Source organism: candidate division TA06 bacterium (assembly GCA_016235665.1).
Lineage (GTDB): Bacteria > Edwardsbacteria > AC1 > AC1 > EtOH8 > UBA5202.
Genome location: JACRJI010000008.1, coordinates 156863 through 183258 on the forward strand (window position 1 = coordinate 156863; position 26396 = coordinate 183258).

At 54.1% G+C, this 26396-nt stretch carries 27 protein-coding genes; all 27 read right to left on the reverse strand.

All coding sequences use genetic code 11. The features are described 5' to 3' along the window. Positions 1-12: 12 nt before the first annotated feature. The 27 genes from tnpA to HZA73_03500 all read right to left on the reverse strand — a co-directional run bounded on the left by tnpA (position 13) and on the right by HZA73_03500 (position 26235). Complete coding sequence (gene tnpA, locus HZA73_03370; protein MBI5805064.1) at positions 13-450, reverse strand: IS200/IS605 family transposase; 438 nt, start codon at positions 448-450, stop codon at positions 13-15. Positions 451-563: 113 nt separating this feature from the next. Beyond that, positions 564-1835, reverse strand: a complete 1272-nt coding sequence (locus HZA73_03375; protein ID MBI5805065.1) for a M48 family metallopeptidase — start codon at positions 1833-1835, stop codon at positions 564-566. Positions 1836-1871: 36 nt separating this feature from the next. Continuing rightward, a complete protein-coding gene (locus HZA73_03380) occupies positions 1872-3395 on the reverse strand; it encodes an aromatic amino acid lyase (GenBank protein MBI5805066.1) in 1524 nt (507 codons plus the stop codon). 110 nt (positions 3396-3505) lie between these two features. After that, positions 3506-5035, reverse strand: coding sequence for a histidine ammonia-lyase (gene hutH / locus HZA73_03385; GenBank protein MBI5805067.1), 1530 nt, complete (start codon positions 5033-5035; stop codon positions 3506-3508). A 114-nt stretch (positions 5036-5149) separates the two neighbouring features. Next, complete coding sequence (locus HZA73_03390) at positions 5150-6568, reverse strand: GWxTD domain-containing protein (protein MBI5805068.1); 1419 nt, start codon at positions 6566-6568, stop codon at positions 5150-5152. Further along, a complete protein-coding gene (locus tag HZA73_03395; GenBank protein MBI5805069.1) occupies positions 6565-7818 on the reverse strand; it encodes a GWxTD domain-containing protein in 1254 nt (417 codons plus the stop codon). The genes HZA73_03390 and HZA73_03395 overlap by 4 nt, the downstream gene beginning before the upstream one ends. A 43-nt stretch (positions 7819-7861) precedes the next feature. Next, positions 7862-8539, reverse strand: coding sequence for a hypothetical protein (locus HZA73_03400; protein MBI5805070.1), 678 nt, complete (start codon positions 8537-8539; stop codon positions 7862-7864). Further along, positions 8536-9159 (reverse strand): V-type ATP synthase subunit D, encoded by a 624-nt coding sequence (locus HZA73_03405; GenBank protein MBI5805071.1) that lies wholly within the window; start codon positions 9157-9159, stop codon positions 8536-8538. Before HZA73_03405 ends, HZA73_03400 begins: the two co-directional genes overlap by 4 nt. A gap of 24 nt (positions 9160-9183) precedes the next feature. After that, on the reverse strand, positions 9184-9981 hold the full coding sequence (locus tag HZA73_03410; GenBank protein MBI5805072.1) for a hypothetical protein: 798 nt from the start codon (positions 9979-9981) through the stop codon (positions 9184-9186). Between the two features lie 135 nt (positions 9982-10116). Beyond that, positions 10117-11529 carry a V-type ATP synthase subunit B gene (locus HZA73_03415; GenBank protein ID MBI5805073.1) on the reverse strand — a complete coding sequence of 471 codons (1413 nt, stop codon included), beginning with the start codon at positions 11527-11529 and terminating at the stop codon, positions 10117-10119. Between the two features lie 472 nt (positions 11530-12001). Further along, entirely contained in the window at positions 12002-12895 is an 894-nt protein-coding gene (locus HZA73_03420) for a cysteine synthase family protein (protein ID MBI5805074.1), read from the reverse strand. 10 nt (positions 12896-12905) lie between these two features. Next, positions 12906-13820, reverse strand: coding sequence for an exopolyphosphatase (locus HZA73_03425; GenBank protein MBI5805075.1), 915 nt, complete (start codon positions 13818-13820; stop codon positions 12906-12908). A 40-nt stretch (positions 13821-13860) separates the two neighbouring features. Further along, on the reverse strand, positions 13861-15603 hold the full coding sequence (locus HZA73_03430; GenBank protein ID MBI5805076.1) for a V-type ATP synthase subunit A: 1743 nt from the start codon (positions 15601-15603) through the stop codon (positions 13861-13863). A 43-nt stretch (positions 15604-15646) separates the two neighbouring features. Further along, complete coding sequence (locus tag HZA73_03435) at positions 15647-16132, reverse strand: hypothetical protein (GenBank protein MBI5805077.1); 486 nt, start codon at positions 16130-16132, stop codon at positions 15647-15649. Between the two features lie 15 nt (positions 16133-16147). Next, complete coding sequence (locus HZA73_03440; GenBank protein ID MBI5805078.1) at positions 16148-17032, reverse strand: hypothetical protein; 885 nt, start codon at positions 17030-17032, stop codon at positions 16148-16150. Positions 17033-17042: 10 nt separating this feature from the next. Next, positions 17043-17567 carry a hypothetical protein gene (locus HZA73_03445; protein ID MBI5805079.1) on the reverse strand — a complete coding sequence of 175 codons (525 nt, stop codon included), beginning with the start codon at positions 17565-17567 and terminating at the stop codon, positions 17043-17045. 36 nt (positions 17568-17603) lie between these two features. After that, the gene (locus tag HZA73_03450; GenBank protein MBI5805080.1) at positions 17604-17927 is read right to left on the reverse strand and encodes a V-type ATP synthase subunit F; all 324 of its coding nucleotides are present in this window, start codon (positions 17925-17927) and stop codon (positions 17604-17606) included. Positions 17928-18002: 75 nt separating this feature from the next. Next, positions 18003-18608: a hypothetical protein gene (locus tag HZA73_03455; GenBank protein ID MBI5805081.1), complete on the reverse strand. Its 606-nt coding sequence runs from the start codon at positions 18606-18608 to the stop codon at positions 18003-18005. A gap of 1 nt (position 18609) precedes the next feature. Next, positions 18610-19446, reverse strand: a complete 837-nt coding sequence (locus tag HZA73_03460; protein ID MBI5805082.1) for a hypothetical protein — start codon at positions 19444-19446, stop codon at positions 18610-18612. A 16-nt stretch (positions 19447-19462) separates the two neighbouring features. Then, the gene (locus HZA73_03465) at positions 19463-20122 is read right to left on the reverse strand and encodes a hypothetical protein (protein MBI5805083.1); all 660 of its coding nucleotides are present in this window, start codon (positions 20120-20122) and stop codon (positions 19463-19465) included. A gap of 178 nt (positions 20123-20300) precedes the next feature. After that, complete coding sequence (locus tag HZA73_03470) at positions 20301-21455, reverse strand: fibronectin type III domain-containing protein (GenBank protein MBI5805084.1); 1155 nt, start codon at positions 21453-21455, stop codon at positions 20301-20303. Between the two features lie 41 nt (positions 21456-21496). Beyond that, positions 21497-22534 (reverse strand): V-type ATPase subunit, encoded by a 1038-nt coding sequence (locus tag HZA73_03475; protein ID MBI5805085.1) that lies wholly within the window; start codon positions 22532-22534, stop codon positions 21497-21499. A gap of 4 nt (positions 22535-22538) precedes the next feature. Further along, positions 22539-23111: a hypothetical protein gene (locus HZA73_03480; protein MBI5805086.1), complete on the reverse strand. Its 573-nt coding sequence runs from the start codon at positions 23109-23111 to the stop codon at positions 22539-22541. A gap of 126 nt (positions 23112-23237) precedes the next feature. Continuing rightward, positions 23238-23582 (reverse strand): hypothetical protein, encoded by a 345-nt coding sequence (locus tag HZA73_03485; protein MBI5805087.1) that lies wholly within the window; start codon positions 23580-23582, stop codon positions 23238-23240. Then, the gene (locus tag HZA73_03490; GenBank protein MBI5805088.1) at positions 23582-25474 is read right to left on the reverse strand and encodes a hypothetical protein; all 1893 of its coding nucleotides are present in this window, start codon (positions 25472-25474) and stop codon (positions 23582-23584) included. The genes HZA73_03485 and HZA73_03490 overlap by 1 nt, the downstream gene beginning before the upstream one ends. Positions 25475-25478: 4 nt before the next feature. After that, positions 25479-25829 carry a hypothetical protein gene (locus HZA73_03495; protein ID MBI5805089.1) on the reverse strand — a complete coding sequence of 117 codons (351 nt, stop codon included), beginning with the start codon at positions 25827-25829 and terminating at the stop codon, positions 25479-25481. Between the two features lie 28 nt (positions 25830-25857). Continuing rightward, on the reverse strand, positions 25858-26235 hold the full coding sequence (locus HZA73_03500; protein MBI5805090.1) for a hypothetical protein: 378 nt from the start codon (positions 26233-26235) through the stop codon (positions 25858-25860). Positions 26236-26396: the final 161 nt, after the last annotated feature.

Consider the following 26396-nt stretch of genomic DNA (forward strand, 5'->3'; position numbering starts at 1 on the left):
ATCCCGGACCGTTCACTGTCTTTTTTCTGTATCATATGCGTTTAGGAACTCATCCAACTCTTCCCGGTAGGTTTTATGCCGGTGGTGTTCCTTCTGGTTCCTGATATAATCTCTTACTTTATCAAGCTGCGAAGCGCTTACCGAAAAGGCCCCATATCCTTCCTGCCAGGCAAAATGGCTTCCGGTCAGCTTCCCGGCATTTATCCAATGAGACGATTCCCCTTTTAGCAAGTTCGCGATAGTGGAGACGTTATTGGTCAAGCCGATCTCTATCAAACAATGTATATGATCCGCGGTTCCGTTGATGGTGTCCAGAAGATAACCCTCCTGCTCTGCCTTGGCTCGGATGTGTTCTAGAACCTGAGGCAGTAAATCAGAGATTAAAACAGGAAACCGCTCCTTGGTGCCCCAAATAAGATGGATCCAGATTTTATGATATGAGTGTGGCATGGTACTTTGTAAATCTTAAGGCCATGAATGGCCTATATTTTCTTCCTTATCCTCCTTAACCCAGGCATTAATGCCTGGGTTAAGAACACATCAATCGATTCACCCCAGGCCGTTCACGGCCTTTTGCCTATCTCGTCTATCGCCTTTAGCCGGGCCAGCAGCGGCGGGTGGGAATAGTGAAAGATGACATACAGCGGGTGCGGGAAAAGGTTGCTCAGGTTCTTCTGGCTGAGTTTCATCAACGCCCCCTTCATATCCGCCGCCGAAGGATTGAGCTGTAATGCGTAGGCATCTGACTGGTATTCATATTTGCGCGATTGCCAGTTCATCAGCGGTGAGATCAGAAGATTCAGCGGCTCGAACAGGATCGACACCACGTAAAGGGCCACGCCGACCAACGGTCCTTTGAAACCCTGTTGTTCAAACAGCCCGCCCAGTCCGATGGCATTGTATATCCAGGGATGGGCCAGGATCCTTGACGCGGCGAACAATAAAACCCCCGAGAGCAGCGAAACCGCGGCTATCAACTTAAAAACATGTTTCATCTTCCAATGGCCGATCTCGTGGCCCATCACTGACAACAGTTCCCGGTGGCTGTAATTTTTGACCATGGTATCGTAAAACACGATCCGCCGGGTCTTGCCCATTCCGGTGAAGAAAGCGTTGTCGTGGGTACTGCGCTTGGAGGCGTCCATCTGATAGACACCGGCCAAAGGGAAATCAGCTTGCTTTGCCATGTTGAGGATCTTTGTTTTTAACTCCTCATCCTCCAGCGGCACGAATTTGTTGAACAGCGGCATCAAAACCACCGGCGACAGGAATATCATCAGGAAGGCAAAGGCCACCACCAGTCCCCAGGCTGCCAGCCACCACCAGTTCCCCAGCCAGTTGATGAAAAGGTAGAAACCGGAGAACAGCAGGCCCATCAAAACTCCCGAGACCAGCAGGCTCTTTACCTGATCTCCCATCCAGGTCTTGATGGTGATGGTGGAAAACCCGTATTTCTTTTCCAGCTTGAAATCGGAATAGAGCGAGGCCGGGATGCCGGACAGATAGCCGATGAGCAGCAGAACCAGCATCACGGCCAGACCCTGCAGCAACGGAGCGATATTCAACCCATCGGCCCAAATGGTTATCTTGGTCACAATGTCGGCGGTAAAAAGAATTATCACCACTATGGTCGACACGAACTCGCTCCAGTAACCCAGTTTGGTCTTCGCCCCGGTATAATCGGCGATCTGGGCCACCTTTGCGGCGTCAAACAGATCCGAAACCTCCGGCGGCAGACCTTTCTTAATACTAGCTCTCAGGTGAGACAGATTCAGCCAGGACAACAGGCTGGAAACCAGGTATCCGAAAATCAATATGCCTATGACCAAAATCATGAGAATATTTTATTTTTGATTTTTTAGATTTGTTTTTTAGTCAAGGCTCCCTACTGCCTTCTCCACTTCCTCCAATACCTGGCCGGACCTGACCAATTCCTTCATGGCAGTATGATCCTTGTACAGCGGGCGGTCGATCTCCAGGAAATCAACGTGTTTCCGGACGATCTCCTTGGCCTTGGCGGTGCCGGTTCCGAACTTGTAATCGCGCAGATCCAGAGCCTGGGCGGCGGCCATCATCTCGATGCCCAATATGCCATAGGCGTTGTCCAGTATCTGGAAATTCTTGATGGCGGTGTTCATGCCCATGGAAACAAAATCCTCCTGGTCGGCCGCCGCCGGGATGGACTGGATGGAGGCCGGGGTTGAAAGTATCTTCTGTTCAACTATCAGGGTGTCGGCGGTGTACTGGGAGAGCATCAGGCCGGAGAACATCCCTCCGCTTTTGGTCAGAAAAGCGGGAAGCCCGACGCTGAGAGCTGGATTGTTGAGCCGGTTCATCCGGCGCTCGGAAAGGATGCTGACCATGGTGATGCAGTACCCGGCCATGTCCATCGGCACCCCCACCGGCGAACCCTGGAAATTGGCCCCGGACAGCTGGAGGTTCTCCTCCGGGAAGAAGATTGGATTGTCTCCCACCCCGTTCAATTCTATCTCCACCTGGGACCGGGCATAGGCCAGGGCGTCGTGGGCCGCGCCGATCACCTGGGGGGTGGAGCGCATGGAATAAGCGTCCTGGACCTTGCACTTGACCCGGCCCTCGTTCAGGTCGCCGTCGGCCACCATTTTGCGGATGGCCGCCGCGCTCCGCACCGCGCCCTTGAAGCCGCGGGCCTCATGCAATTTTGCGATGTACGGTTTCATGTTGGCTTTCAGGGCCTCCAGCGACATGGCGGCCGCTATCTCGGCCTGCTTAAGCCAGCGGTTGGCGTCGTACAGGAAGATTGCGCTCATGGCGGTCAGCACGTTGGAGCCGTTAATGGTGCCCAGTCCGTCGCGGGCCTGCAGTCCGGGTATCATGATCCCGGCCTTATCCATGGCCTCTTTGCCGGGCAGCAGCTGTCCCTGGTAATAGGCCTGTCCCTCCCCCAAAAGAAGCAGGGCTATCTGGGACATGGGAGCCAGGTCGCCGCAGGCGCCGACTGACCCCTTCTGGCAGACATATGGGGTAACCCCCTTGTTCAGCATCTCCACCAGGGTCAAAGTGACCTCCGGCCGAATTCCTGAGTTGCCGTGGGCGTGGACGTTGATCCGCCCGGCCATGGCTCCCCGCACATATTCTATGGGGGCCGGGTCGCCGATCCCGGCGGCGTGGTTGTATATCAGGTATTTTTGAAAGTCCTTGACCTGGTCGTCGTTCAAAACAACTTCGGAGAATTCTCCGATTCCGGTGTTGACCCCGTACATGATCTCATGGGCCGCTATCTTCTTCTCCAGCATGGCCCGGCATTTTTTGATCCGCTCCAAAGCCTCGGGGGCCAGCTCCACTTTTTCGTTATGGCGGGCGATCCTTACTATTTTATCGATGGTCAACCCGTAACCGCTGAGTATGATGGGCATGTTACTGTTCTCCTGCAATCTATTTTTTAAACTCATCCCCTTTCTCCCCTTCTCATGGACCCGTGCTGAGCATGCCAAAGCAAAGCGAAAGGACAGGGGGTTGAGTTAGGTTATTTGAGTTTTCCGATCTGCTTTTCAACAGCATCCAAGATATCTCCATCCAGCATCATATCATTTATGGCTTCGATGTCCAGGTGAAACTCCCGGTCCTGCTTGAACGCTTTGACTCCCTGGCGAATGGCCCGATAAGCCGCATCCACCCCCTTCCCCGGCTTCAGCGGCTTCAGGAACTCCAGCCCCTGGGCGGCGGCCAGCAGTTCGCAGGCCAGCACATAGCGGACGTTGCGGCAGATCTGCCCGGCCTTGCGGGCCCCGAAGGTGCCCATGGAAACATGGTCCTCCTGGTTGGCCGAGGTGGGAATGGAATCGACCGACGAAGGGTGGGCCAGCACCTTGTTCTCGGAGACCAGGGAGGCGGCTGTGTTCTGGGTGATCATCAGCCCGGAGTTCAGGCCCCCGTGCTCGGTCAGGAAACCCGGCAGTCCGGAGAGCGAGGCGTCAAGCAGCCGCGCCAAACGCCGTTCGGAGATGTCGGCCAGCTCGGCCGCGGCGATGCCCAGGCAATCCATGGCCAAAGCCACCGGCTGTCCGTGGAAATTTCCGCCCGAGAGCACTTCGTGCTCTTTTGCGAATACCAGGGGATTGTCGGTGACCGAATTCAACTCCGTCTTCAGCACCTGGCGGATGTGCTTCAGGGCGGTCTTGGTGGCCCCGTGCACCTGGGGCATGCAGCGCAGGGAATAGGAATCCTGCACCTTCTGGCAGTCCTTATGGGAACTTCTGATCTGGCTGCCGGAAAGAAGTTTTCTGAGGTTTTCGGCCGAATCCATCTGTCCGCCGTGCGGCCTTAAGGCGTGGATCCGGGGATCAAAAGCCTTGTCGGTACCCCGCAAAGCTTCCAAAGACATGGCCCCGGCAATATCTGCCATTTTGCAGAGATCTTCAGCCTCCAGCAGATTCAGGATGCCGATCGCAGTCATCACTTCGGTACCATTAGTTATCGCCAAGCCCTCTTTGGCTTTAAGAACCAACGGTTTCATTCCCGCTTTTTTCAGGGCATCGGCCCCATTGACGATCTTGCCCATATAAAAGGCCTGCCCCCGCCCGATCATCACCAGCCCGATATGGGCCAGGGGCGACAGGTCGCCGGAGGCGCCCACCGAACCCTGCTGCGGGACCAGCGGTATGATGTCGTTGTTTAAAAGCCCCAGCAGCTGCCGGACCACCACCGGACGAACTCCAGAAGCTCCTTGGCAGAGCTGATTGGCCTGCAAAAGCATGATCGCCTTGACCTGGCTGGGCTGGAACATCTGCCCCACCCCGGTGGCGTGGCTTTTTATCAGGTTTTCCTGGAGCCGGTCGATCTCATCCAGCGAGATCCGGATCTCGGCGAACTTTCCAAAACCGGTAGTAACGCCATAGACCGTCCGGTTCTCCTTGATGATCCGCTCCACCACTTTGCGGCCGGAAACCAGGCGGGACAGAGCGGACTCCGATAACGACAGCTGCGTTTTCACTGACGCCACCGCTCCGACAGTTTCCAGCACCAACGGCTTATGCCCGATAATAACTTTTTGCATCATATCAACTTCTATAGCATTTTAAACTTATATTTTAGCCAATTTGCCCGAATAAGTCAATGAAAAAAGCCCCCGGAAAACAGCGGGAGCTTTAAGAAAAAATGGAGATGGAGGTTATTTCAGCTCTTCGGTTTGGATAACGTCGGGGCTGATATATTTGCTCCAGTTGGGATCGGTCCTCTCGTCCTTTGATTTTGAATACATCAGCTGAAATCTGCCAAAGCTTGATCTGTCCACAAAAACAAATTTGTCGCCGTTATAATAGCGCCATATCTCAATCGGGCGGTATTGCCCCTGCATGGTCTTGGTCTCAACCTCATTGGGAAGTCCGTATTTGATGTATAGCCTGCCCCGGTCGGTACGGCTACCCTTCATACCGCCTCGGTTTTTTTCTCCAAATTTGATATCGGCCGTTTTATAACGTTTGGCATGCTCAAGCAGGGTTTCATTCTCCGGGGTAGTCGGATCACTGTCGCGGGCTTTCCAAAACCTCCTTAAATATTCATTTTTCCCGTTTTCATCAAGTTTCTTCAGCTGCTCAATTTCCCTGGAGTGGGCTATGTACTCGATTTCATAAAAATATTCACCGCCCTCCTTCTGCAAAGCCTGAATTTCGTCATCCAGTTTATCCTTCGCCCCGGTCACTTCGGCCAGTGATTTCCTGTTGATCTTTATCCCTGCCTGGGAATAGGCTAATGCCCTTCCGCTTCCATCCTTCAACTGAGCCTTCAGAATATAGAGTCCGTCAGGGAAACTGTCCAGATTGACGCCTCCGGTCTGAATGATCTGCCCGGTCCTGGCGGTGATCTCATTATTGGCGATATTAGTGATCACAGGTTGGGTGGTTGAATTCAGGGATATCTGCACAAATCTTCCTCCGCCTGCCGTATCGTAGGCCGGGCGGTATATCTCAAAATAATAATATAGATTGCCATAGGCTCCCCCGAACTCCCGGGAAGGATGGGGTTTGATCTGAAGATTTCCCTTGGAAAAACGGCTTTTGTTAGAATCAACAAAAATGTCCGCAGCCACCTCTATCTGGCTTATGGTCAGATGGATGGGGTTGAGTTGCGGAACGATTATCTCCTTTTCCAGGGTGCCAATCTTTCCTCCCTGCAAATCGCTGATCATGAATTTTAGTGAGTAGTTCCCAGGTTTTAAATTGTTGGATACCAACAGGTCTTGTATCGCCAGATCCCGGCGCTCTATCTCTTGAGCGGTCGGGACATTGAGGGTTGAAATCCAGTCCTCGTTGATTAAATACCTTCCGCTTGAATCCCGCAGCTGAATCACTGTCTTAAAACTGATGGTTCTCAGTCCTGCGTTTTGCCTGACCACGAAATCGCCGACGGGAAAGCTCCAGTAGATCTCCTGCCAGGTCTTTCCGCTGTCTCCGGCAAAACCGGCTCCGTCCACCCAGAACTTTATGGTCCCGTCAGAGCTAAAAGGCCAGCCGTGAGCCAGAGAGAAGGCCGCCAAGACCAGGACCAGGGTCATTATCCGGGTCCTCGGTATTTTTAAAGTATATTTCATCTTATCTTCTCCCTTTTTGGATAAATTAATTCATACTCGCCAATTCCCTTGCGGTCCATGAACACATACCTGCGCCCGTCAGAGTAGTAATACCAGATCTCGTATGCCGGATATTCAATGTCAAAAGGATGCCTTTCAATTTCATCGGCCGGTCCGAAAAGGATATAGACCATTCCTCTGTCGCTTTTCCAGCCAGGTTTAAATATCGACCCGAACTGTTCGTTGGCATAGTTTATCCGGTCGTAATAGCCGTCTCGGAATTCGTTTACCATGGTGGTGGTATCGGGATCCCTTAATTGCCAGAAACGCAGCAGCAATGTTTCCCTTAAAGCCGGAGAGGCCTTACGCAATGAATCAAACTCCCTGCCCTTGGAAACGTATTCCAGTTGATCAACCTGTTCCCGGTAATCTCGGTCTGTTATGAATTTTGAGTTGCGGACATAAAGAGATTCGGAGGAAACGACAGATCGCCCGGCTTGCCGGACTTCCAGCTTCAGAATATAACTTCCGGTCAAAAGGCTGTCGGACCTGACGGACTTTGTTATGCCCGGATTCCCGGACTGTCCCAGAGTCTCATTCAACGACCAGGCGGCGTCGGTGGAACCAATGCGGGACAGGCTATAACCGGCCAGGATGGATTCCGGCTGGGATGAATAGATCTGATAATAAAACATGATGTCGCCGTGGCCGTCACCGTACTGCCTTTTGGGCCAGGGAACCAGTTTCTCGTTCTGCATCTTCTGGAACCTCAGGCCGCTTAATTCAAGCAGACCCCCCGAAAGGTCCCTTATTTCAACATTCATTTCCGATTCGCCCCGGCGTTCCGAGTTGTTGTCGGTGCAGATTATCAGGAATTTGTACCTCCCGGGAATGACCTTCAGACTGAAGGTGTCGCAGGCCAGATAATTGCCCTTCTGAAGTTCCTGATATTTTCCCACCGTCAGGGACCTTTCCCAGGAATCACCGGCTACCTGGCCGCCTTTGGCATCGGTCACGATCACCGAAAAACTGTAGGCTGCCCTGAATTGAGTTCCCTGGGACACGAATTGGACCTGGTCATAAGGCAGGGAATAGGAGATCTCCGCCCTGATCCCGTCCGGGGTCTGGAACTGGGTCACCTGATAGTAAAACCGGACCGCCCCCTGGCTGAGGCCGAAACTTTGCCCCAGGCCAGATGATCTTGTCCCCATAGCCCACAGGAACGAAGCGTTCAAGCCGGTCAAAAGAAGCAGTATCTTGATTTTTCTCATAACACTCAAGTTTATTATAAAAACGGCCGGATATCAAGCAATATTATGGATTATTTACAGGTTTGACCTTATGCCAGTAAAAATATCCGACTCCGGCCGCCAGTGATATTGACGCCAGCAAAAGATACCAGGGATTTAACTCCCGGCTGCGGGCTTCCATGAACAATCCTGAAGCAGTAACCTGCCCCAGCGGGCGGTTCCAGACCAGACGACCGGATTGGATTGAATCGGAATTGTGGCTGACGATTTGTCCAGGCAGAGACAGTTCATGTCTGATCCGGTAAACATCCCGGCCGTCACCAGGATAGGCAGGTTCCGGCTTTGCGGCTGGGATACTTTCCAAATATTCGTAATAAACCCACAGACCTGCGTTTATGATATTGATCCTTACTGAATCGTTCCCGCTGGAGAATAGCCCCACCTTGTCAGACTTGTAATTCCATGTAAGTTTGAGGCTGCCGTCTTCCAGTTCAGTTTTGGCGGAGCCGGTCAATTTTACTCCCGGCTTTTCCTGCAAACCCTGGCCCGGGATGCTGAAAAGTTTCCCCGACCCTGCAGTCTTATTATACAATCCGGCCATCATCGGATCCATTATTACCTCAACCGTCCTGGTTCCGCCGCCCCGGCGGTTGACCGCAGTCTGGACATCCACCGAAAAACAGCCGCAGCAGGCAATGCTCAGGAGCAAAATGGCCGGATAAAGTTTAAGGCGAAGCTTCATTCTTCGCCTTTTTTCTTGATCATCTTAAGCCTAAAGATGTCCTCCCGTTCCCTCTGTTCCAGCACGCCCTTGATGTAGCTCATCTCCCGGTATATCCTGGGGATCACCACCTGCTCCAGGGCGTTGACCCGGCGGGTGGTCTTCTTGATCTCGGAACCCAGGCGTTTTAGCCGGGTCTCGCTGCCGGCCACCACTATCAGCAGGTCTATCATTTGTTCAAAGGAATCAGCCGTCTTCAGCGAACGGTGGGTGGCCGCGGTGGGGCTGTATCCCCGGGTGAACTGGTCGCGCACCACGCTGCCGGCCGAGACCTCCGGGATCTTGATGCCCCAGACGTTCTTTTCCGAGACATTAAGCCGGATGTCGCGGCGGCCCGGCAGGGCCGAAGACTCCAAGGGCTGGCGGCCTTCAAAGGCCACCGCCAGGTTCAATAGCTCCACCGCCTGCTGGGAGGTCTGGTTCAGCTGTTCCCGGGAAGCCAGGGAATTCTTGACCACCACGAAGAAGTCGGTGACCAGGGCGTCCCGTTTCTTTTTAAGCAGGTCCACGCCCTGTTTGGCCAGGGATACCTGGGCCTTGCGGCCCAGCAGGTTCATTCTGGTTGGTGATACGTTTTCCATTTAAAGCAAATCGAATGAATGAAATTAGAATTTAAAGCCAGTGAATTTCTCGTATTGGGCGATCAAATCCTGCCTCAACTTCCGCCCATAAGCCCCGGTGGTGTCGGCCGGTTTCTGGTTTGATCCCAGTTTTCTGAACAGGAAACCGCTGTCGGCTGCGGCAAAGTTGTATTCCGGGTCGGCCCGGTATTCATAGAACAGCGGTCTGCCTGATGGGATCTCGGCTTCCACTATATTGCCATCCTTGTCCGGGCCGCTGCCGCCGATGATGCTGGCGGTGATCTTGATATTATGCTTTCCGGCCGGAAGTTTAAGCAGGTAGACAAAGTAGTGCGTCAGGTTGTTGTAATTCCTTTTGACCTCGCGGATGCTGTTAAGGACTGTCAGACCGGTGCTGTCCTTGAGAGGTACAAGGGCCGTGAATTTCCCGGCAGCGTCCAAAGGTTTGTTGTCCAGTTGGAAGGTGACGGGCACGCTGTAAACATCCATCAGCAACATCAGTGCCCCGCTGTCGCCTTCGGCTGAGACAGGCTTGGGCTGGACCTGGACCTTGCCGGAAAGCACCACCTGATAGGTGCCGTCCTGCATGTAGCCGATGTCCATGATCTGGAAACCGGGCAGAAGCACCGCCTTGGCCTGGGACTCGATGTAATCCTCCTGCAGCACCGAGTTCTTGACAGTGGACTTGGATTCCACCGTCACCCCGGCCTGCTCGATGGCCTGGCGCTTGGCATCCAGCACCGCCTCTTTGTAGTCCTGCTGGCGGGAGGTCTTCTTGCCGTTGTCAAAGCCCTTGATGGTAACGTCTAACGTTTCGCTCAACGCTGTAGTACTGAGTAGTAAAGTAGTAAAGATGCAAAGTTCCGCAAGCAAGCACCAACGATTTGATTTTTGGGAAAACATTGAACTGCCTCCTCCTTTAATACTTTCCTACGTTAATACTTTAGTTCCCGGTTATCAGATCCCCGTCTTCCCGTGCATTTGCTCCATGGTCTCGCCGTGGTAATACTTATGGATGTGATCCTTGCTGATGCGCTTCAGTTCCTTGACCGGCAGCAGGGACAGCAGTTTCCAGCCGGTGTTCATGGTGTCCTCTATGCTGCGGTCGGCCTGGCCCTGGTTGATCATCTCCTTTTCAAAGCCCTCGGCGAACTTCAGGTACTTGCGGTCCACCTCGGTCAAAGCCTCCTCGCCGATGATGGCCACCAGTTTGCGCAGGTCGCGGCCGGTGGCGTAGGCCGAATAAAGCTGGTTGGACCATTCCCGGTGGTCTTTTCTGGTGTGCCCCTCCCCGATGCCGTTGTTCATCAGCCGGGACAGCGAGGGCAGCGGATCGATGGGCGGATAGCAGCCGATCCGGTGCAGCTGCCGGGAAAGCACCAGCTGGCCCTCGGTGATGTAGCCGGTCAGGTCGGCTATTGGGTGGGTGATGTCGTCGTCGGGCATGGTCAGGATCGGGATCTGGGTGATGGATCCCTTGCGGCCGTGGATGCGGCCGGCCCGCTCGTAGATCTGGGCCAGGTCGGTGTACATGTAGCCGGGATAACCGCGCCGGCCGGGGATCTCCTCGCGGGCGGTGCCCACTTCGCGCAGGGCTTCGCAGTAGTTGGTCATGTCGGTCAGGATCACCAGCACCTGCATGCCGTGGTCGTAGGCCAGGTGCTCGGCGCAGGTCAGGGCGCACCGCGGGGTCAGGATCCGCTCGATGGTGGGGTCGTCGGCCTTGTTCATGAAGACCACTGTCTTGGCCAGGGCACCGGACTGCTCGAACTCGGTGATGAAGAAGGTGGCCTCGCGCGAGGTGATGCCCATGGCGGCGAAGACCACAGCGAACTCCTCCTTCTCGCCCAGCACCTTGGCCTGTTTGACGATCTGGGCGGCGATCTCGTTGGCCGGAAGTCCGGCGCCGGAGAAGATGGGCAGTTTCTGGCCCCGCACCAAAGTGGCGAAGCCGTCGATGGTGGAGATGCCGGTCTGGATGAATTCTTCGGGCTTGGCCCGGGAGGTTGGGTTCATGGGCTGCCCGATGATCTCCAGTCTCTTTTCCGGGATGATGGGCGGCAGGCCGTCGATGGGCTCGCCCAGCCCGTTGAAGCGCCGTCCGATCATGTCGCGGGAGACGGGGATGCGGGCCACGTCCTCCTTAAGGCTGACCGAGCTCTTGGCCAGGTCCAGGCCCCGGGTCTCCTCGAACACCTGGATCACGGCGTATTTCTCCGAAACCTCGATGGTCTGCCCGCCCTTCTTGCTGCCGTCGGGGAGTTCTATCTCCACGATGGCGCCGTAGGACAGCCCCTTGGCGTTGTCCACGAACAGCAGCGGGCCGGAGATGTAGGAAATGCTTTGGTATTTTTTGGTGGTTAAGTCCATGAATGCCTCATTGTTTGTATGTCGAATTGGATTTTTATTCTTCTCATTATCGCGATACCATGAATGATATCGCTGGTTATCATCAAGGTTCTTCCAAACCTAAACCCCAGGCCGTACCGGCGGCCTTGTTGATATCAAGCGATAGGTTTCAACCTATCGCATCCCTCGTTGTACCGAATAACCACCTAATTGTAAAATGCTCTGGTATTTTTTGGTGGTTAGGTCCATGAATGCCTCGTTGTTTGTATGTCGGATTGGATTTTTATCCTTCTCATTATCGCGATACCGTAAACGATATCGCTATTAATTCATCAAGGCTCTATTGAGCCTACCAGAGCAGGCCGCACCAGCGGACTTGATGAAATCCAGCGATAGGGTTCAGCCTATCGCAAATGATCGCAAAATATTATACCCGTCCGCATTCATCTATTTTACCAGTTCCTTAAGCACCTCGTCCGTCGCCGCTCAATTATCACTTGAATAGCTTCGTGCTTAAATACTTCTCCCCCCGGTCCGGGAAGATGACCACTATCCTGCCCTTTTTGATCTTCCTGGCCACCTGAATGGCCGCGTACATGGCCGCGCCGCTGCTCATCCCCACAAAGATCCCTTCTTTCTCCACTATCTTCCGGGCGGTGTCAAAGGCCTGTTCGGTGCTGACCATCACGGTCTCGTCTATCAGCGAAGGCTCATAGATGGAAGGCACTATGGCCTCCTCCATGTTTTTCAAGCCCTGGATATAGTGGCCCTTAACGGGATGAGCCTCTACTATCTTGATCCGGGGGTCGTTCTCCTTAAGGGCCCGTCCAACTCCCATGATGGTGCCCGAGGTGCCAACGGAGGAGACCAGATAATCGATATTGCCGTTGACCTGCTTCCAGATCTCCTGGGCCGTGGTCTTGTAATGGGCCATCTTGTTGTAATGATTGGAGAACTGATCCGGCATGAAATACTTTTGGGGATTTTTTTTGACCAATTCCCGGGCATTGATGATCGCCCCGTCGGTCCCCAGCCTGGCATCGGTGAGTGTGACCTTGGCCCCAAAACTTTTGATCATCTTGACCCGTTCGGCTGAGACGGCCCGGCTCAGAACGATCTCCACCTTGTAGCCTTTGACCGCCCCGATCATTGCCAGGCCGATGCCGGTGTTGCCCGAGGTGGGCTCGATGATGGCCCTGTTCTTTGACAGCGCCCCTTCTGCCTCGGCCTGTTCGATCATTTTCAAAGCTATCCGGTCCTTGATGCTGCCGGTGGGGTTGGCTCCCTCTATCTTGGCGTAAATGTCCGCGTGTTTATTGGGGTTTAGACGGTTTATCCTTACCAGTGGTGTATTGCCGATGGTCTGGAGTATATTCTCGTATATCATTTAATATCGTTTACCCGTCCTCGTTCATCTGCTTGACTAATTCAGACAGCACCTCGTCCGCCTTCTCTATCGCCACCTGGCAGGTGCCCACCTTGGCGTGGCCGCCGCCGTTGTATTTCAGCATCAGCGAGCCCACGTTGGTCCTGGAGGTCCGGTTGATGATGCTGTGCCCGACGGCAAACACCACGTTCAGCTTTTTCATCCCCCACATCATCCGGATGGAGATGTTGATGTTGGGGAACATCCCGTATTCCACAAAACGGTTGCCGGTGGGGATCTCCTCCACCTTGCGCAGGTCGGTCACCAGCACGTTCTGGTGGACGGTGGAGTATTTCTTGATCATCTCCTTGTACAGCCATTCCGACTCGTGATAGCGCTGGATCCGCTCCCGGATGTCCGGCAGGTCCAGGATCTCCACGATGTTCATGGTACGGCAGTATTCCATCAGGTCCTGCATCAGCTGCAGGTTGCTGATCCGGTAGTCGGAGTAGCGGCCCAGCCCGGTGCGGGGGTCCATGATGAAGGCCAGCAGGATCCAGCCCTTGGGCGCGGCGATCTCCTCCACCGTCAGGTCGCCGGAGTCGGATTTGTCAACCGCCTTCAGCATCTCGGCGAAGTTGGGGAACTTCTTCTCCCCGCCGTAAAAATCGTAGATCACCCTGGCGCAGCTTTTGGCCGGCTCGGACTTGCCCTTGAAATCATCGGGAAAGGCCTTGCGCTCGCTTTCCGACAAATGATGGTCGAACCACATCCCGCAGCCCTTGGCGTAGGGCACGTTGGCCAGCACGTCATCGGCCGTCACTTCCACCTTGCCGTCCTGAACATCCTTGGGATGGACGAATTTGAACTGATCGATGACCCCGGCCTCCTTTAACAGGACCCCGCAGATCAGGCCGTCAAAATCGGATCTGGTAACAAGGCGCATGGTAAACCTCCGTATTCAGTATTCAGTATTCTTGGTCTGGCTATTTCTTGGCAAAGGTCTCGCCCAGCCCGGCGATGAAAGCATCTATGTGCGCTTTGAATTGGGCCTGGGGCACTTCCTTGAACCGGGCGCACTGTTCTATCTGGGGTAGGTTCAGGATGTCGTTGATGTGCATGGTTCCCCGTTCGATGGCCTGGCGGGCCCCGTCGTAGAAGGCCAGGATGGCTTTTAGCATCCAGTATGATTTCTCCAGGCTGCAGTGGCCGTCCACCTCGGAGAAGGCGTGCTGCTGCAAAAAATCCTCGCGCAGCATCTTGCCCACCTCGATCACCATCCGCTCCTGGTCCTGCAGGGCGTCGGGGCCCACCAGCTGGACAACCTCCTGCAGGGCGGCCTCCTTCTGCAGCAGCTCCGAGGCCTGCTTGCGGACCTCGGCGAAGTCGGGGGCCACATGCTCCTTAAGCCAGCCGCCCAGCATCTCGGCGTAGAGCGAATATGACCGGTTCCAGTTGATGGCCGGAAAATGGCGGCGCTGGGCCAGGCTGGCGTCCAATGCCCAGAAGGTGCCCACGATCCGCAAAGTGCTCTGGGTGACCGGCTCGGAAAAGTCTCCGCCCGGAGGCGAAACCGCCCCCACGATGGTCACCGAGCCCACCCGGGCGTCCCTGCCGACGCAGACCGTTCGGCCGGCCCGCTCGTAGAAAGCGGCCAGCTTGCTGGAAAGATAGGTGGGATAGCCTTCTTCGCCCGGCATCTCCTCCAGCCGTGACGAGATCTCGCGCAGGGCCTCAGCCCAGCGGCTGGTGGAATCGGCCATCATGGCCACGGAGAAGCCCATGTCGCGGAAATACTCGGCCAAAGTGATACCGGTGTAGATGCTGGCCTCGCGGGCCGCCACCGGCATGTTGGAGGTGTTGGCGATCAGCACCGTCCGCTCCATCAGGGGGCGTTTGGTCTTGGGATCAAGCAGTTCCGGGAACTCGGTCAGCACCTCGGTCATCTCGTTGCCCCGCTCGCCGCAGCCCACGTAGATGATCACCTGGGCGTTGGAGTGCTTGGCCAGGGTCTGCTGGACCACGGTCTTGCCGGATCCGAAGGGTCCGGGAATGGCGGCGGTCCCCCCCATTGCCACCGGGAACAGGGTGTCCAGGATCCTCTGTCCGGTGATGAACATCTCGTCCGGGTCCATTTTCTTCTTGAAAGGCCTTGGCTGGCGCACCGGCCAGGAGTGCATCAGGAAAAGCTTGGTACCGTCCTCCAACTCTGCGATGGGGTCGGCCACGGTGTATTCGCCTTCCTTGACAATGCTTTTAAGCTTGCCGCTTTTGGCCGGCGGGACCAGTATCTTATGCATGAACCAGGCGTTCTCCTGGACTTCGCCAAGTACATCGCCTTCATCCACTTGGTCGCCTTTATTAACAGTTGGCTTGAACTTCCATTTCTTCTCACGGTTAAGGCTGGGCACCTCCACCCCGCGGGCGATGAAGTCGCCCTCCTTCTTCTTGATCTGGTCCAGGGGCCGTTGGATGCCGTCGAAGATGGCTTCCAATAGTCCGGGGCCCAGTTCCACCTTGAGAGGTTCGCCGGTGGTGATCACCTGCTCGCCCACAAACAGGCCGGAGGTATCCTCGTAGACCTGGATAAAGCAGGTGTCCCCGTCCAGGCGGATGATCTCGCCCACCAAACCTAATTTGCCCACTTTGACGATGTCGTACATCCGGGCGCCCATCATGTTCTTGGCGATGACTGCCGGTCCCGATATTTTCTGAATGATGCCCTGCATAGATTCTCCTGAGGTTATATGAAGATATTATTTACTGAACAATTTAAAACTTATTATGGAATGTCTGGCGGCTGCCGTTGTACCACCACCAGATGTTGACTGCAGCACTGTCTATGGTGGTCAGGGTATCCGAAGCCCTGAGCAAATAGGCCGTGGTGTCGGAAATCCAACCGGTTCCAATAGTTTTTGTCATAAGACCCGATGTTTCTTCAATGCTAAAAAGACTGAAACAATTGAAAGGCTCGATTATTGTTTTGCCATTGTGTAAATATACCAATACATCCTCCGAATCAGAACCTGATTGGATAAAAGAATAGTCCTGAATTTTATAAACCAGTTGAATGTCGATCTGGCATTCCCTGGCATAAGTACTGTTGAATGCCGCATGTATCGAATCCGTCAGACTGACGGAAGTAAGTGCCGGAGTTTTTTCCACTTCGGAAGGGTCTTTGCTGCAACCCGTCATTAGTATTGAGATGGTAGCAAACAATGCAATCGCAGCTATCTTCCTGAAGATCTTTGATTTCATATCATCATATATCCATTAATTGTAGAATCTCACACCCAACTCAATTAATTTATCCTTGGGCCTGACCGTCAGCTGGTCAAGGATATTGTAATTGACGAACAACAGAGATCCGCCGGCCCCCCTTCTGAAATGCCCTTCTATTCCTGCAACGTAGGTCTGCATCGGCCGGTACTCGCGGCTATAATTGACATTGACCAGGGTCTTGACGTTCACCAGCCAGTCATGGGTCTTAAATAAGGCATAGCGGTTATCCAAGGTTAGTTCCCAGTTGTATCTTTGCCCTCCGCCCAGCACGGCCTCGGGCAGCAGGCCCAGCGCCCGTTTAAAGTAATGGCCCAGCCTCACTCCATAGCTGAACTGTGTTTTGAAATCCCAAACACTATCGGCATTGAGTCTTTGGCGGTAGACCGGCAGTTTGAAGTTCTTGGATCCTATCTCCCCGAACCCCTTGTTCCAATATTCGGTCACCCCGTCGTCCCGGTCAATGTCGTGAAAACAGAAATGCTCCAGCCCCAGTTTGCAATCCAGCGGTTTTAGTCTGAGTTCGATCGAGGGTGTTATTCCATATCGGACGTCCCTGGGATCGAAGATCACCGCCCCGTCCTGCCGGCCCATGCCGGTTTTGACGTAAAGGGCCCAGTCCGAAAAGATCAGGTTACGCCAGGAAACAAAGACGAACTCCATGTCGGAATTGGTCTCTATGAAAAAGCGCTGACGGTACTCGGTGCTCTTGTGATTGGCATAGACCATCACATCTGCGGTAAGATGGAACTCCGGCATGAATTCAAACTTATTCAGCAGCCTTTCCAGCGAAGCCATACCCGGTACGGGGCTGGCAGCAGAAAAAGTACAGGCCGAAAATAATATATAAGTACCAAGTAAAAGTCTTTTCAGATTCATTCTAACCAAATCATTGATTTAACGTATCAGATATTGTAATTTGAGGTCTCATTACTTCCCGGTTATAAAGCCATATGGTCTTTTCCATATGGTTCGCTTCAGCAATCTCATTTATCCCGCCAATAATGATACTTACAAGCGAACCGGCGAGCAAGGAAAGCGATAAAGTATAATCGCTATTGCTGGGATTATCCTTAGATTGCGGAATGAACGCCGCACAATATAGTATAAAAGCCGTCGTGAATGAAATGTTTTTTATTCTATTTGAAGATTGGTAGTATTTATATTCCGACATCACAGATTTAAATGGTTTACCAATATCCGACATATATTTCAATGAATATGTATCGCCGTTTATTAATAGCTTTGGGCCGCTCCAAAAAGTATGCAGAGTCCTTATAGACTTGTATTGATATAACGAATCATACTTTTGCCCGATTATCATAGAAGACGTTCCTATGTCTTGAGCTTGCGCATAAAAAGACAAAACAGCAACAAAAGAGAAAACAAACAGAACAAATTTCGCAGGCTTCATAATTTTCTGATTCCATTATTTAATGTTAATGCTCGTTTATTTAAGTTTTACGTAAAATCCTATGGCATCCTTCACCAATTTTGCCAGATACTGCTCCCCGCTAATCACCTGGCCCTCCTTGGGCACCGGGAACGGCAGAACTACAGGCAAGGCCTTGTTCTTAAGGGCCCGGGCCACATCCTCGCCCAGGTCTCCGGCCAGCTGATCGTTGACCGCTATCAGCCCGTAGCTTTCGGCATGGATCAACTCCAGCACTTTTGCCTGAAGCTCGCTGTTATCTTTGACCTCAAAAGTCTCGGCTCCGGCCATCCGGAACCCGGTGGCCGTGCCGCTGTCGGTTATTATAGCTAAACGGTTCATGCAACCTTTTACTTTAAATTGGTTTTCTCTGTGCCTCTGAGCCTCTGTGGCTAATTGAGGACCCAAAAGGCCTCTCTATTTCAGTATGTGCAGCCAGTCTCCCAGCAGGAATTGCATCCGGCCGATCAGCAGTGAGATCCGTGCCATCACCGTGTACCCGAAGGCCGCCCCGAAGGCGATCATCAAGTACCAGACCCCCAGCTTTGCTCCGGCTCCGATGAACCCCTTATGCTCGGCCGAAAAGAAGAAATAGACCAGGGTGGCCAGAACTCCCAAGACCAAAAGGAAGTTGTTGAGGGAATTCATCGGGATCAAAGTGGCCTGGGTCTGGGCCAGGACGTCGGTGGACAAAAAGGCGGTCACCGAAAGCCCGGCGCCCATCCCCACCACCATGGAGATGGGGAAACGCAGCAGCCAATTGTGTTTGCGGGAGAAGGCGAAGAAGACCAAAAGTCCCATCACCCCGGGAATGATCAGATAATACTTGTGGGCGAAATTCGTGGTCAGTGGATTCCACAGATTGGGCAGCACCACGTTATGGAACTCGGCCGCCACAAAGTATCCGGCCGAGATCCCCACGTAGACGTGCTCGGCAAATTTGTAAAGGGGGTTGTCCTTGTACAAAAAGCTGTAGATGCAGAGCGTTAAAAGAGCGCCCAGCCATATTCCGAAAACTGCCATTTTACTTCTCCTCCTTTTTGCGGGTCAGGAAAAAGGCTATGTTTCCCACCAAAATGAATCCCACTATCAGGAAATGAGCCAGGCTTTGGGCCGACATCCCGGTGGAGGCCGCGCCCGGATGATCTACCAGAACTTCGTATTCGGCTGCGCCCCTCATCCCTCCCATCAGACCCACCAGCTGGCCCGACTGCAAATAAGCCGAGAACTCCGGGGCCGAGACCGCGGTGCAGCCCCCGGTGACCGGGACCCCAAACCGCTGCCAGGCGAACTGTATCCACATTATCAGCCCCGGGTCGCCGGCCGAAAAAGAGACCACCGCCCCCATATCCTTAAGCGACTTGACCTGCTTCATCAATTCCAGAGTGTCTGTCCTGTTCTTGTAATAATCCTGGGGGAAGGCGTCGGCAATGCTCTTGGCCATGGTCACCACCAGCACCGCCTGGCCCGACTTGTAGCCCAGGTTGACGTAATCGCGGCCGTAGACCTTGCCGGGATATTCGGTCCGGATGACCTCGGACACCTGCTTCTCGATCAGCGGGGTCCCGGTTACCCAATGACCCATCATCACTACTTTCAGGTTCCGGCGCATGGCATGGCGCAGCATGGCAGCCGACAATGGATAAAGCTCGGGCATGGAGCCGGGATCGTAATCCCAGGAGAAAAGCACCGGGCTTCCCTCGGGCAGTTTTTCCAGCAGGTCATAGGCCTGCTTCACGTCGCCGGAGACTGTCATGGGCAGTTTGACGTTTATCAGCAAAGCCAAAGCCACGGTCAGGCCCATGGCCAAAAATATCCAGCGCCGGTCTATCCGGGTCAATCTTTCCAAAAATGTTTTCATATTCGTCATCCTCCCTCTAATTGCCGCCGGTGGTCAGGTAGGAGCGCTCGATCCCCAGCAGCATCCGCAAAGCCATGGAAACCGCTCCCAGGGCGGCCCCGATCTTGATGCCCCGCTGGCCGGCCGTGTTGGGGATCTCCATCACCCACTGGGTGACCTGGTCCAGCAGGGCCGGGACCTTGGCGCCCAAAAACGGAACATGCTGCCAAAGCCAGCTACCCAGCGGCACCCGCCCGATCATGATGATGGCGGCGGCTATCAGCAGCAGGGTGGCCTCCTTGTTGCGGGCCCGGAAAGCCCGATAGGCGGCGGAAGCTATGAAGAAGGCCAGCAGCGAGAACATGGCCGAGGACAGCGGGGCCATCACGTTGTCATAAAGCCAGTAGTAGGCAGTTCCCTCTTTGATGCCCCAGAACAATCCCAGCACCATCATAAAAGCCAGGCAGACCAGCAGGGTCAGGCTGTAGAACCAGCCCTGGCGCCGGCGCTGGATCTTCTCGGCGTGAACGAAGATCAGGTTTCCGATCCCCAGCACCAGGGTAAAGGCCACGATGATGATCTCCCAGGACTGCATCTCCTGGGCCGAATTGGCCACTATGGGATGCGGTACAAAGAAGGCCAGGATCATGTAAAACCCGGCCAGGAAGGTTATCGCCAGAGGAATTGTTTTTTTCATATCAGGTCTCCGAAATTATCGCCGGATGATTATGTTTCAAACAACTGAAAAATATTTACGAAACAGACAGGATTTACATGATTTAACAGGATTGATTACCATACCTTTAATTTATCCCGCAAATCCGGTCAGTTCCATGATAATATAGTCTTTTTTAGCAGTAAACTTGTGTTCTTGTTTACCGCGGCATCAGCCAGCCGGCGAAGAAACCCAGCTGGGGGAATTTAAGGGCCAAAGTCTGCATCACCGCACCTATCAGGATCAGGAATATCACCGCCGCCTTGCCCCAATCCTGGGCCTTGATGGTGCCCAACAGCACCGGCTCCTTGGAAAGATAGGCCGAGGCAGCATAGATCTCCTCGCCGATCAGGGTATAGTCGCAAGCCGCCACAAAGAACGGCAGCTGGGTGATCATGGCGGTACCGGCGATCTGGATGGCTCCGGTGGAATAGCCGGTCTCGGCCAGGATCAGCGATTCGGCGTAAAAAGTACCGATCATGAAGTTGGCGGCCGGCTTTTCCCGGACCATCATCCCGTCCACCCCGGCGGTGTAGGCGAACTGCTCGTTGGTCAGGTAGCGGATGTTCTCCGCCCGGTAGGCATCGGGCCGTCCGGCGTTCATATAGCTTGATTTCACTATCTCCTGGGCCAGGGTCATCACCAGGGGATCGGAGCAGGGAACCAGCAACGGGGTGTCATATTCGGCCGCCTTGTTGGCCACCCGGCCCAGGATCACCAGGCTGGCCAGGGTCTGGATGTCGGACACCGCCGAAAGACCGCCCGAAGGCAGATAAAGGATGGGCCGCCCCATTTCGGTGGCCCGGCCGATGGCCTCATCCACCGCCGAAAGTCCGGCGATGCGGCGGACAAACAGATCGGCCCCGTGCCGGGCCTTATAGATGTAAAGCAGTATCAGTCCGGTAAAAACCAAAAAGGCTATCAAAATGTTTGCCCGGGCGGTGTTGAACCACTGGGCGCTGGACTGCACCGGACCTAAAGGTGCGGTTTGGGCGGAGTCGGTAAAAGTAACGGCGTTGATCTGATAGTAGTACTGCACGCCGGGGGTGAGCGTGTTGTCGGTGAACTCCAGGCTGCCCGGAAAAACATAGCCCGCCTCGGCATAGGGGCCGCCGGCAGTTTCTGACCGCAGTATCCGGTAGCCTTTGAAAGCGGCCGGATCGGCTGTTTCGGCGGCCGCCTTGTCCCAGGTCAGGATCAACGAACGCCCGTCGTCATTGGGAACATCCCGTACCTGCAGGTTCCCCGGCGGGTCCATGGCCAGAGCCGGAAGGAACAACCCGGCCGCCAGCAGCACTATCAAGCATTTTTTCATTTAAAACCCCTTACCTGTAATTTTTCCTTCTTTATGGATGTTCACCACAGCAAAAGCTGGTCACGGATCTGGTCGCCGCTGATGCCGTAAAACTTGCCCCGGGCCACCAGCCTCAGGTTTATGACCTCGTAATACTTCTGCCAGAGAAAGCCCAGCACCAGGTCTATGCCCAGCGGGTTCCCCTGATAAAGTTTTGACAATTCCTTGAAATGTTCCTGCTCCAGGTTCTCTTCCGTTCTCTGGTCGCTGCCCTTGCCGGACAGATAGCTGTAATATGGCGATCCTTTAAGCGAGGCTAGCACCTTGGGCCCCTCCTTGCGGTCAAAATATCTTATGAACCTTTCTTTAGATAGAAGAGTGCCGCCGGGGATGTAATATTTCTGGATCGACTCGGGCTTCAAATCTTTTTTTTCCTTAAGCCTTTTTAGGGCCTTGGCATTCAGTATGTCGATCTCCCTTTGGAAAAGAGCTTTCAGCGAGGCGGAATCTTCACCCCATAACGGAAGTTTTTTAAAGACCCGGGAATAATAATATTTATACAACTCCAGTTCCACCGGAGCCAGGTCCTTTTCCTTTTGATACTCTTCCAGCGCCTGTTTAATGGGCAGATGAAAATCATCTCCCCAGGTATACAGGGTATCGGCCAGTCCGGCCAGATCCGGCTGGCTGGCCAGTTCCTGCAATTTCACTTCACTGATGCTGCCTGCCGGCAGAACGCTTTTCAGTATCTCGGCCGTGCTCCACCCGCCGTATATCCCTCGGGCCACTGCGATCAGGTTTGAAAGGTCCCAGCGCCTTAGAATGATGGTGATCAGATCATGCGGCCGGCCTTCGGCTATCTTCAAAAGCAATTCTGTGGTCTGGCAGAAATTCTTCTCCAGCGACCACTCCAAGGCCTCCAGCCCCTGATACCTGGCCCTGGCCAGATGCCATTGCTTTGAATACGGGCTGGATTCCATCCATTTTTCCATAGGCTGAAACCCCGGCAAAGCCAGCAGTTCTTCGTAGGCACCCGGTTTTAATAGACGGCTGTGCTGCCCCCTGATCCTGGCGTTTATGTAACCATAATCCGACGGCATTATATTAACCCCACAATAATTGCGCTAATGACGAGGTTAAAGCCGGCTTGGCCCGGGCCATCCGGTCGGCAAAGCGGTTCAGCACCACCGATGTCTTATCAGGACTGGAGACGATCACCCCGTCCTTGACCTGAGGATCCGCTTCCAGCTTGGCGTCCAGCTTCAGTTCCTTGGCTATCTGCTGGGCCAGCGCCAGATCTTCTTTTTTCACCGTCACCACCATGCCGGGTCCGAACTGGGAACAGGCCTCGGCCATCAGGTTCTTTAGGGCCTTCTTCAGCGGGGCTCCGCTCAGCGAGTTCAACTGCTGGGCTGCTTCGGCAAAGATGCCGCTGATGATCCTGTCCTTGGCCGAAAGCACCAAAGCCGATGATTCCAGGTGGGCGGCGCTTTGAGACTTGAGCATGGCAATGCTGTCTTCAGCGGCAAGCAGGGCTTGCTGGGACTCCTTCATCTGGCCAGCCTGGGCTCGGGCTTTGTCCATAATATCCTGGGCGCCCTGCCGGGCAGCATCCAGTATCCTCTGCTTTTCGGCCTGGGCCTCGTTCTCTATCAGTTTTAAGAGTTCGGATTCCATAAAGCTTATATATTAAAATTTAATTGCATTGATTGCGAAGTTAAGGGCCGGAATATCTTCCAAAGATAATCGTTTTGACAGACGCTGCATAGCGCAGCGCCTGTCAGCAAATGACCGGGAAATTGGTTACTTGATACCCACAATCATGATGGCGATCACGAATCCCAGGATGATGATGGTCTCGGGCAGGGCCTCCAGCACGATCATCACGCCGCCGATCTCGGGCTTCTCGGCCATGGCTCCGGCTGCGGCCGAACCGATCCGGCTCTGGGCCCAGGCAGTGGCCAGGGCCGAAATGCCTATGGCCAGAGCGGCTCCCAGGGCCTTCCAGATCACGACGCTGTTATTGTTGGCCGGGGCGGCCGGCTGGGTTTCGGTGGCCGGGGTAGCACCGTGATCCTGGGCAAAAGCGATTGAAGCCAGGGGCGCTAAGATCAGGGATAACAGGACCACAACCAAAAGTTTCCGCATTACTTACCTCCTATTGTTTTTAATGGTTTGTATTGTTTACCTGGATAATCGTGGTATTTGAATTTGGTCATGAATTCCACCACCTGCAGACGGAAAGGCTGCATGATGGGACTGATCAGGCCCAGGGCAAAGAACAGCGGATGGATGACCAGGGCCGCCACCAGGAAACCAGCCACGCCTCCAATGGTCCGTCCTATCAGGTTGGCGGCGTAAGCCAGGTAGGCCGCCGAGAGCCCGATGGCAAAGAGACGGGCATAGGACAGGATGTTGCCGACAGCTCCGAAGATCTCGATAGGGCCGGCCACCCCGGCCAGGATGCCCAGGGTAACCGCGCTGGCTCCGGTCAGGATTATTGACGGCCACATGAACGATGCCGGCAGCATTTTGATCATCATGGTAAAGAATACACCGAAAACACCGATAATACCCAGGGCAAAGGCCAGCGGTTCCAGAATATGGTGCAGGTTACGGTGCTTGATGCCGATGTAAAGCATGATCCCAAAACCTACATAGACCTGAACCACACCGATCATCAACGCGATCTTGAAAAGGGTCATGATGGACTCGCTGCTCAGGCGATTAAGATTCTCGGCCATTGGTTTGATCCAGTGCATGTGCTCGCCGAAATCACCGAACAGCTCCCCGAAAATAACTCCGAAGATGGTGGTCCATACGGCGCAAAACATGAAGATGGTTGCCAGCGACCTGGCCAGCGCGTTATTTTTAAGCTTGATCATGACCAGAATTGAGGCAACCAGCATTAGAATCCCATAACCTATGTCGCCGACTATGAACCCAAAGAACAACGGAAAGAAAAAAGCTATAAAAGGCGTGGGATCCACCGTTCCATACCGGGGCGGGTTGAATATGGAAAGCATCATCTCAAAAGGTCTTATCAGGCTGTGGTTCTTTAACACCACCGGGACATTTTCCGCCTGGTGATGGTCTATCTCCACTATCTGCACGGTGACCTGGTCCTGGTACTCTTTCCGGAGCAGGGATTTTAATTCTTCCACCTGGCTCTGGGGCAGGTAGCCCTGTATAACGAAGGTCAGGCTCCCCTGGCCGGTCTGGGCCGAGGCCCCGAAGCGGGACAGCTCATCGGCCATCAGCTCCCGGTAACCCAGCAAAACGGGACCTGACGAACTTGACAATTCAGCCAGCTCCCGTCCGATCTCTTCCATTCTTTTAGGCAGGGCCGAAGATTTTTCCTTAAGCAAAGACACCACCTCGGCCATGGGCCTAGCCTCCAGGGAGGTAGGTAATTTAAGCTCGCTGATCCCGGCCTTGGAAAAGAAGGCCTTTATCTTGTCGGTATCTGCTGCGTGATAAGCCGCCAGGGCCGCGGTCCGGCCGTCGTTCAAAGGGTGGCTGAATAACTCACACCGTCCGGAGGTTGCTTTTTTCAGCTGGAGAGAAAGCGCAGTTATTACTTTAACATCGCCGCTTTTGACTATGAATCCGAATGCTTTAAGCTTTTGACTGGATTCCAGCCGCGACATCAAAGGAGCCAGCGCCCGGTAGGCTTCGCGGTAGCTTTCCACCAGCGACAATTCATCCTCCAATTCCATTTTCTCCCGGGCCAGCTCCTTGGCCTTTTGCTGGCAGGCGGCAATAACCGCAGGCAGGGTTTCCCAATCAGGCGAGGATATCCTGGCTGGCTTACCCCGGAAGCCCAGCAGAGCCAAGGCCTGGTCGATGTCCGAACCGATCTGTTCCAGCCACTGTTTACGGGCCAATTGCTGGGGACTCAGATCATATGGTTTTAGCTTGTGCCCATTCCAGTCCAGGCCGGATAGATGCACCCGGCCCATGGTCTGCAATGTTTTGATGACCCGGGGCTGCAGGGCCTTGGGTCCTATCACCAGCGCTTTGGCCATTGCCACGATCATGCTGTTATTGCTCCTCCGGCAGTACCTGTTGCACTATTGCCTCCACGGCCTTTTGGCGGTTGGCCAGCGCTTTTTGTTCCAGGGCGGCCACCTCGTTACCGGCCTTGTCCAACAATTGCTCCCTGATCTTCTGTTCTTTTTCTTCCCTGGACTTTTTCTGCTGGCCGGCCTGCTGCAAAAGATCCTGCTGGACTGATTTCAAAAGCTGCCCGGCCTGGGTCCTGGCTTCGTTCAATATTCTTTCAGCCTCGGCCTGGGCGCCTTTAAGCATGCCCTGCAGCTCCTGCTCCCTTTGGGCGATGCTTTCTATCACCTGACCGGCCTGATCGGGGCTATTGTGTTCGTGGTTTGACAATTTTAAACTCCAATTATTTGCTTACAGATTAATACAGCACCTTGATGAATGCCTCGGATGCCCTGCGCATCTGCATCCTGGCCATGCCGATGTTCCCCATGCCGGCCTGAAGGCCCACTTCCAGATAAAAATCAGTCCCCACCATCTTGAGGATTATGGTGATCTTCTGGGTGGAAAATATCAGCTCGGAAATGTCGCCCACCGCCAGGCTCTGGGCGGCCCGGTTGGCGGTGGCCAGCATGGTGGCGAACTCTGCGTCTGCCAGGGTGGGATCGAAGGCCGGGTCGATGTTGTAGAAGGCAATTCCGATGCCGTCTACGCCGGTCAGGCTGGCCGAGACCGCTCCGGGGATAAGATCGGTCAGTTCCTTCAACAATTTTTCGTAATTGCTGCTGGCTGATTCCATAGTATCACCTCAATGCTTTGATTTGGGAATTAACCGTCTGAACTTTGCCTTATGTTCAGGTAGAAGAATAGAGGTACTTTTTGACAGAATTTACATGATTTATACTGACTGAATATCACCTTTTATTTATCCATTAGAATCACGTTAATTCGCTTACGCTA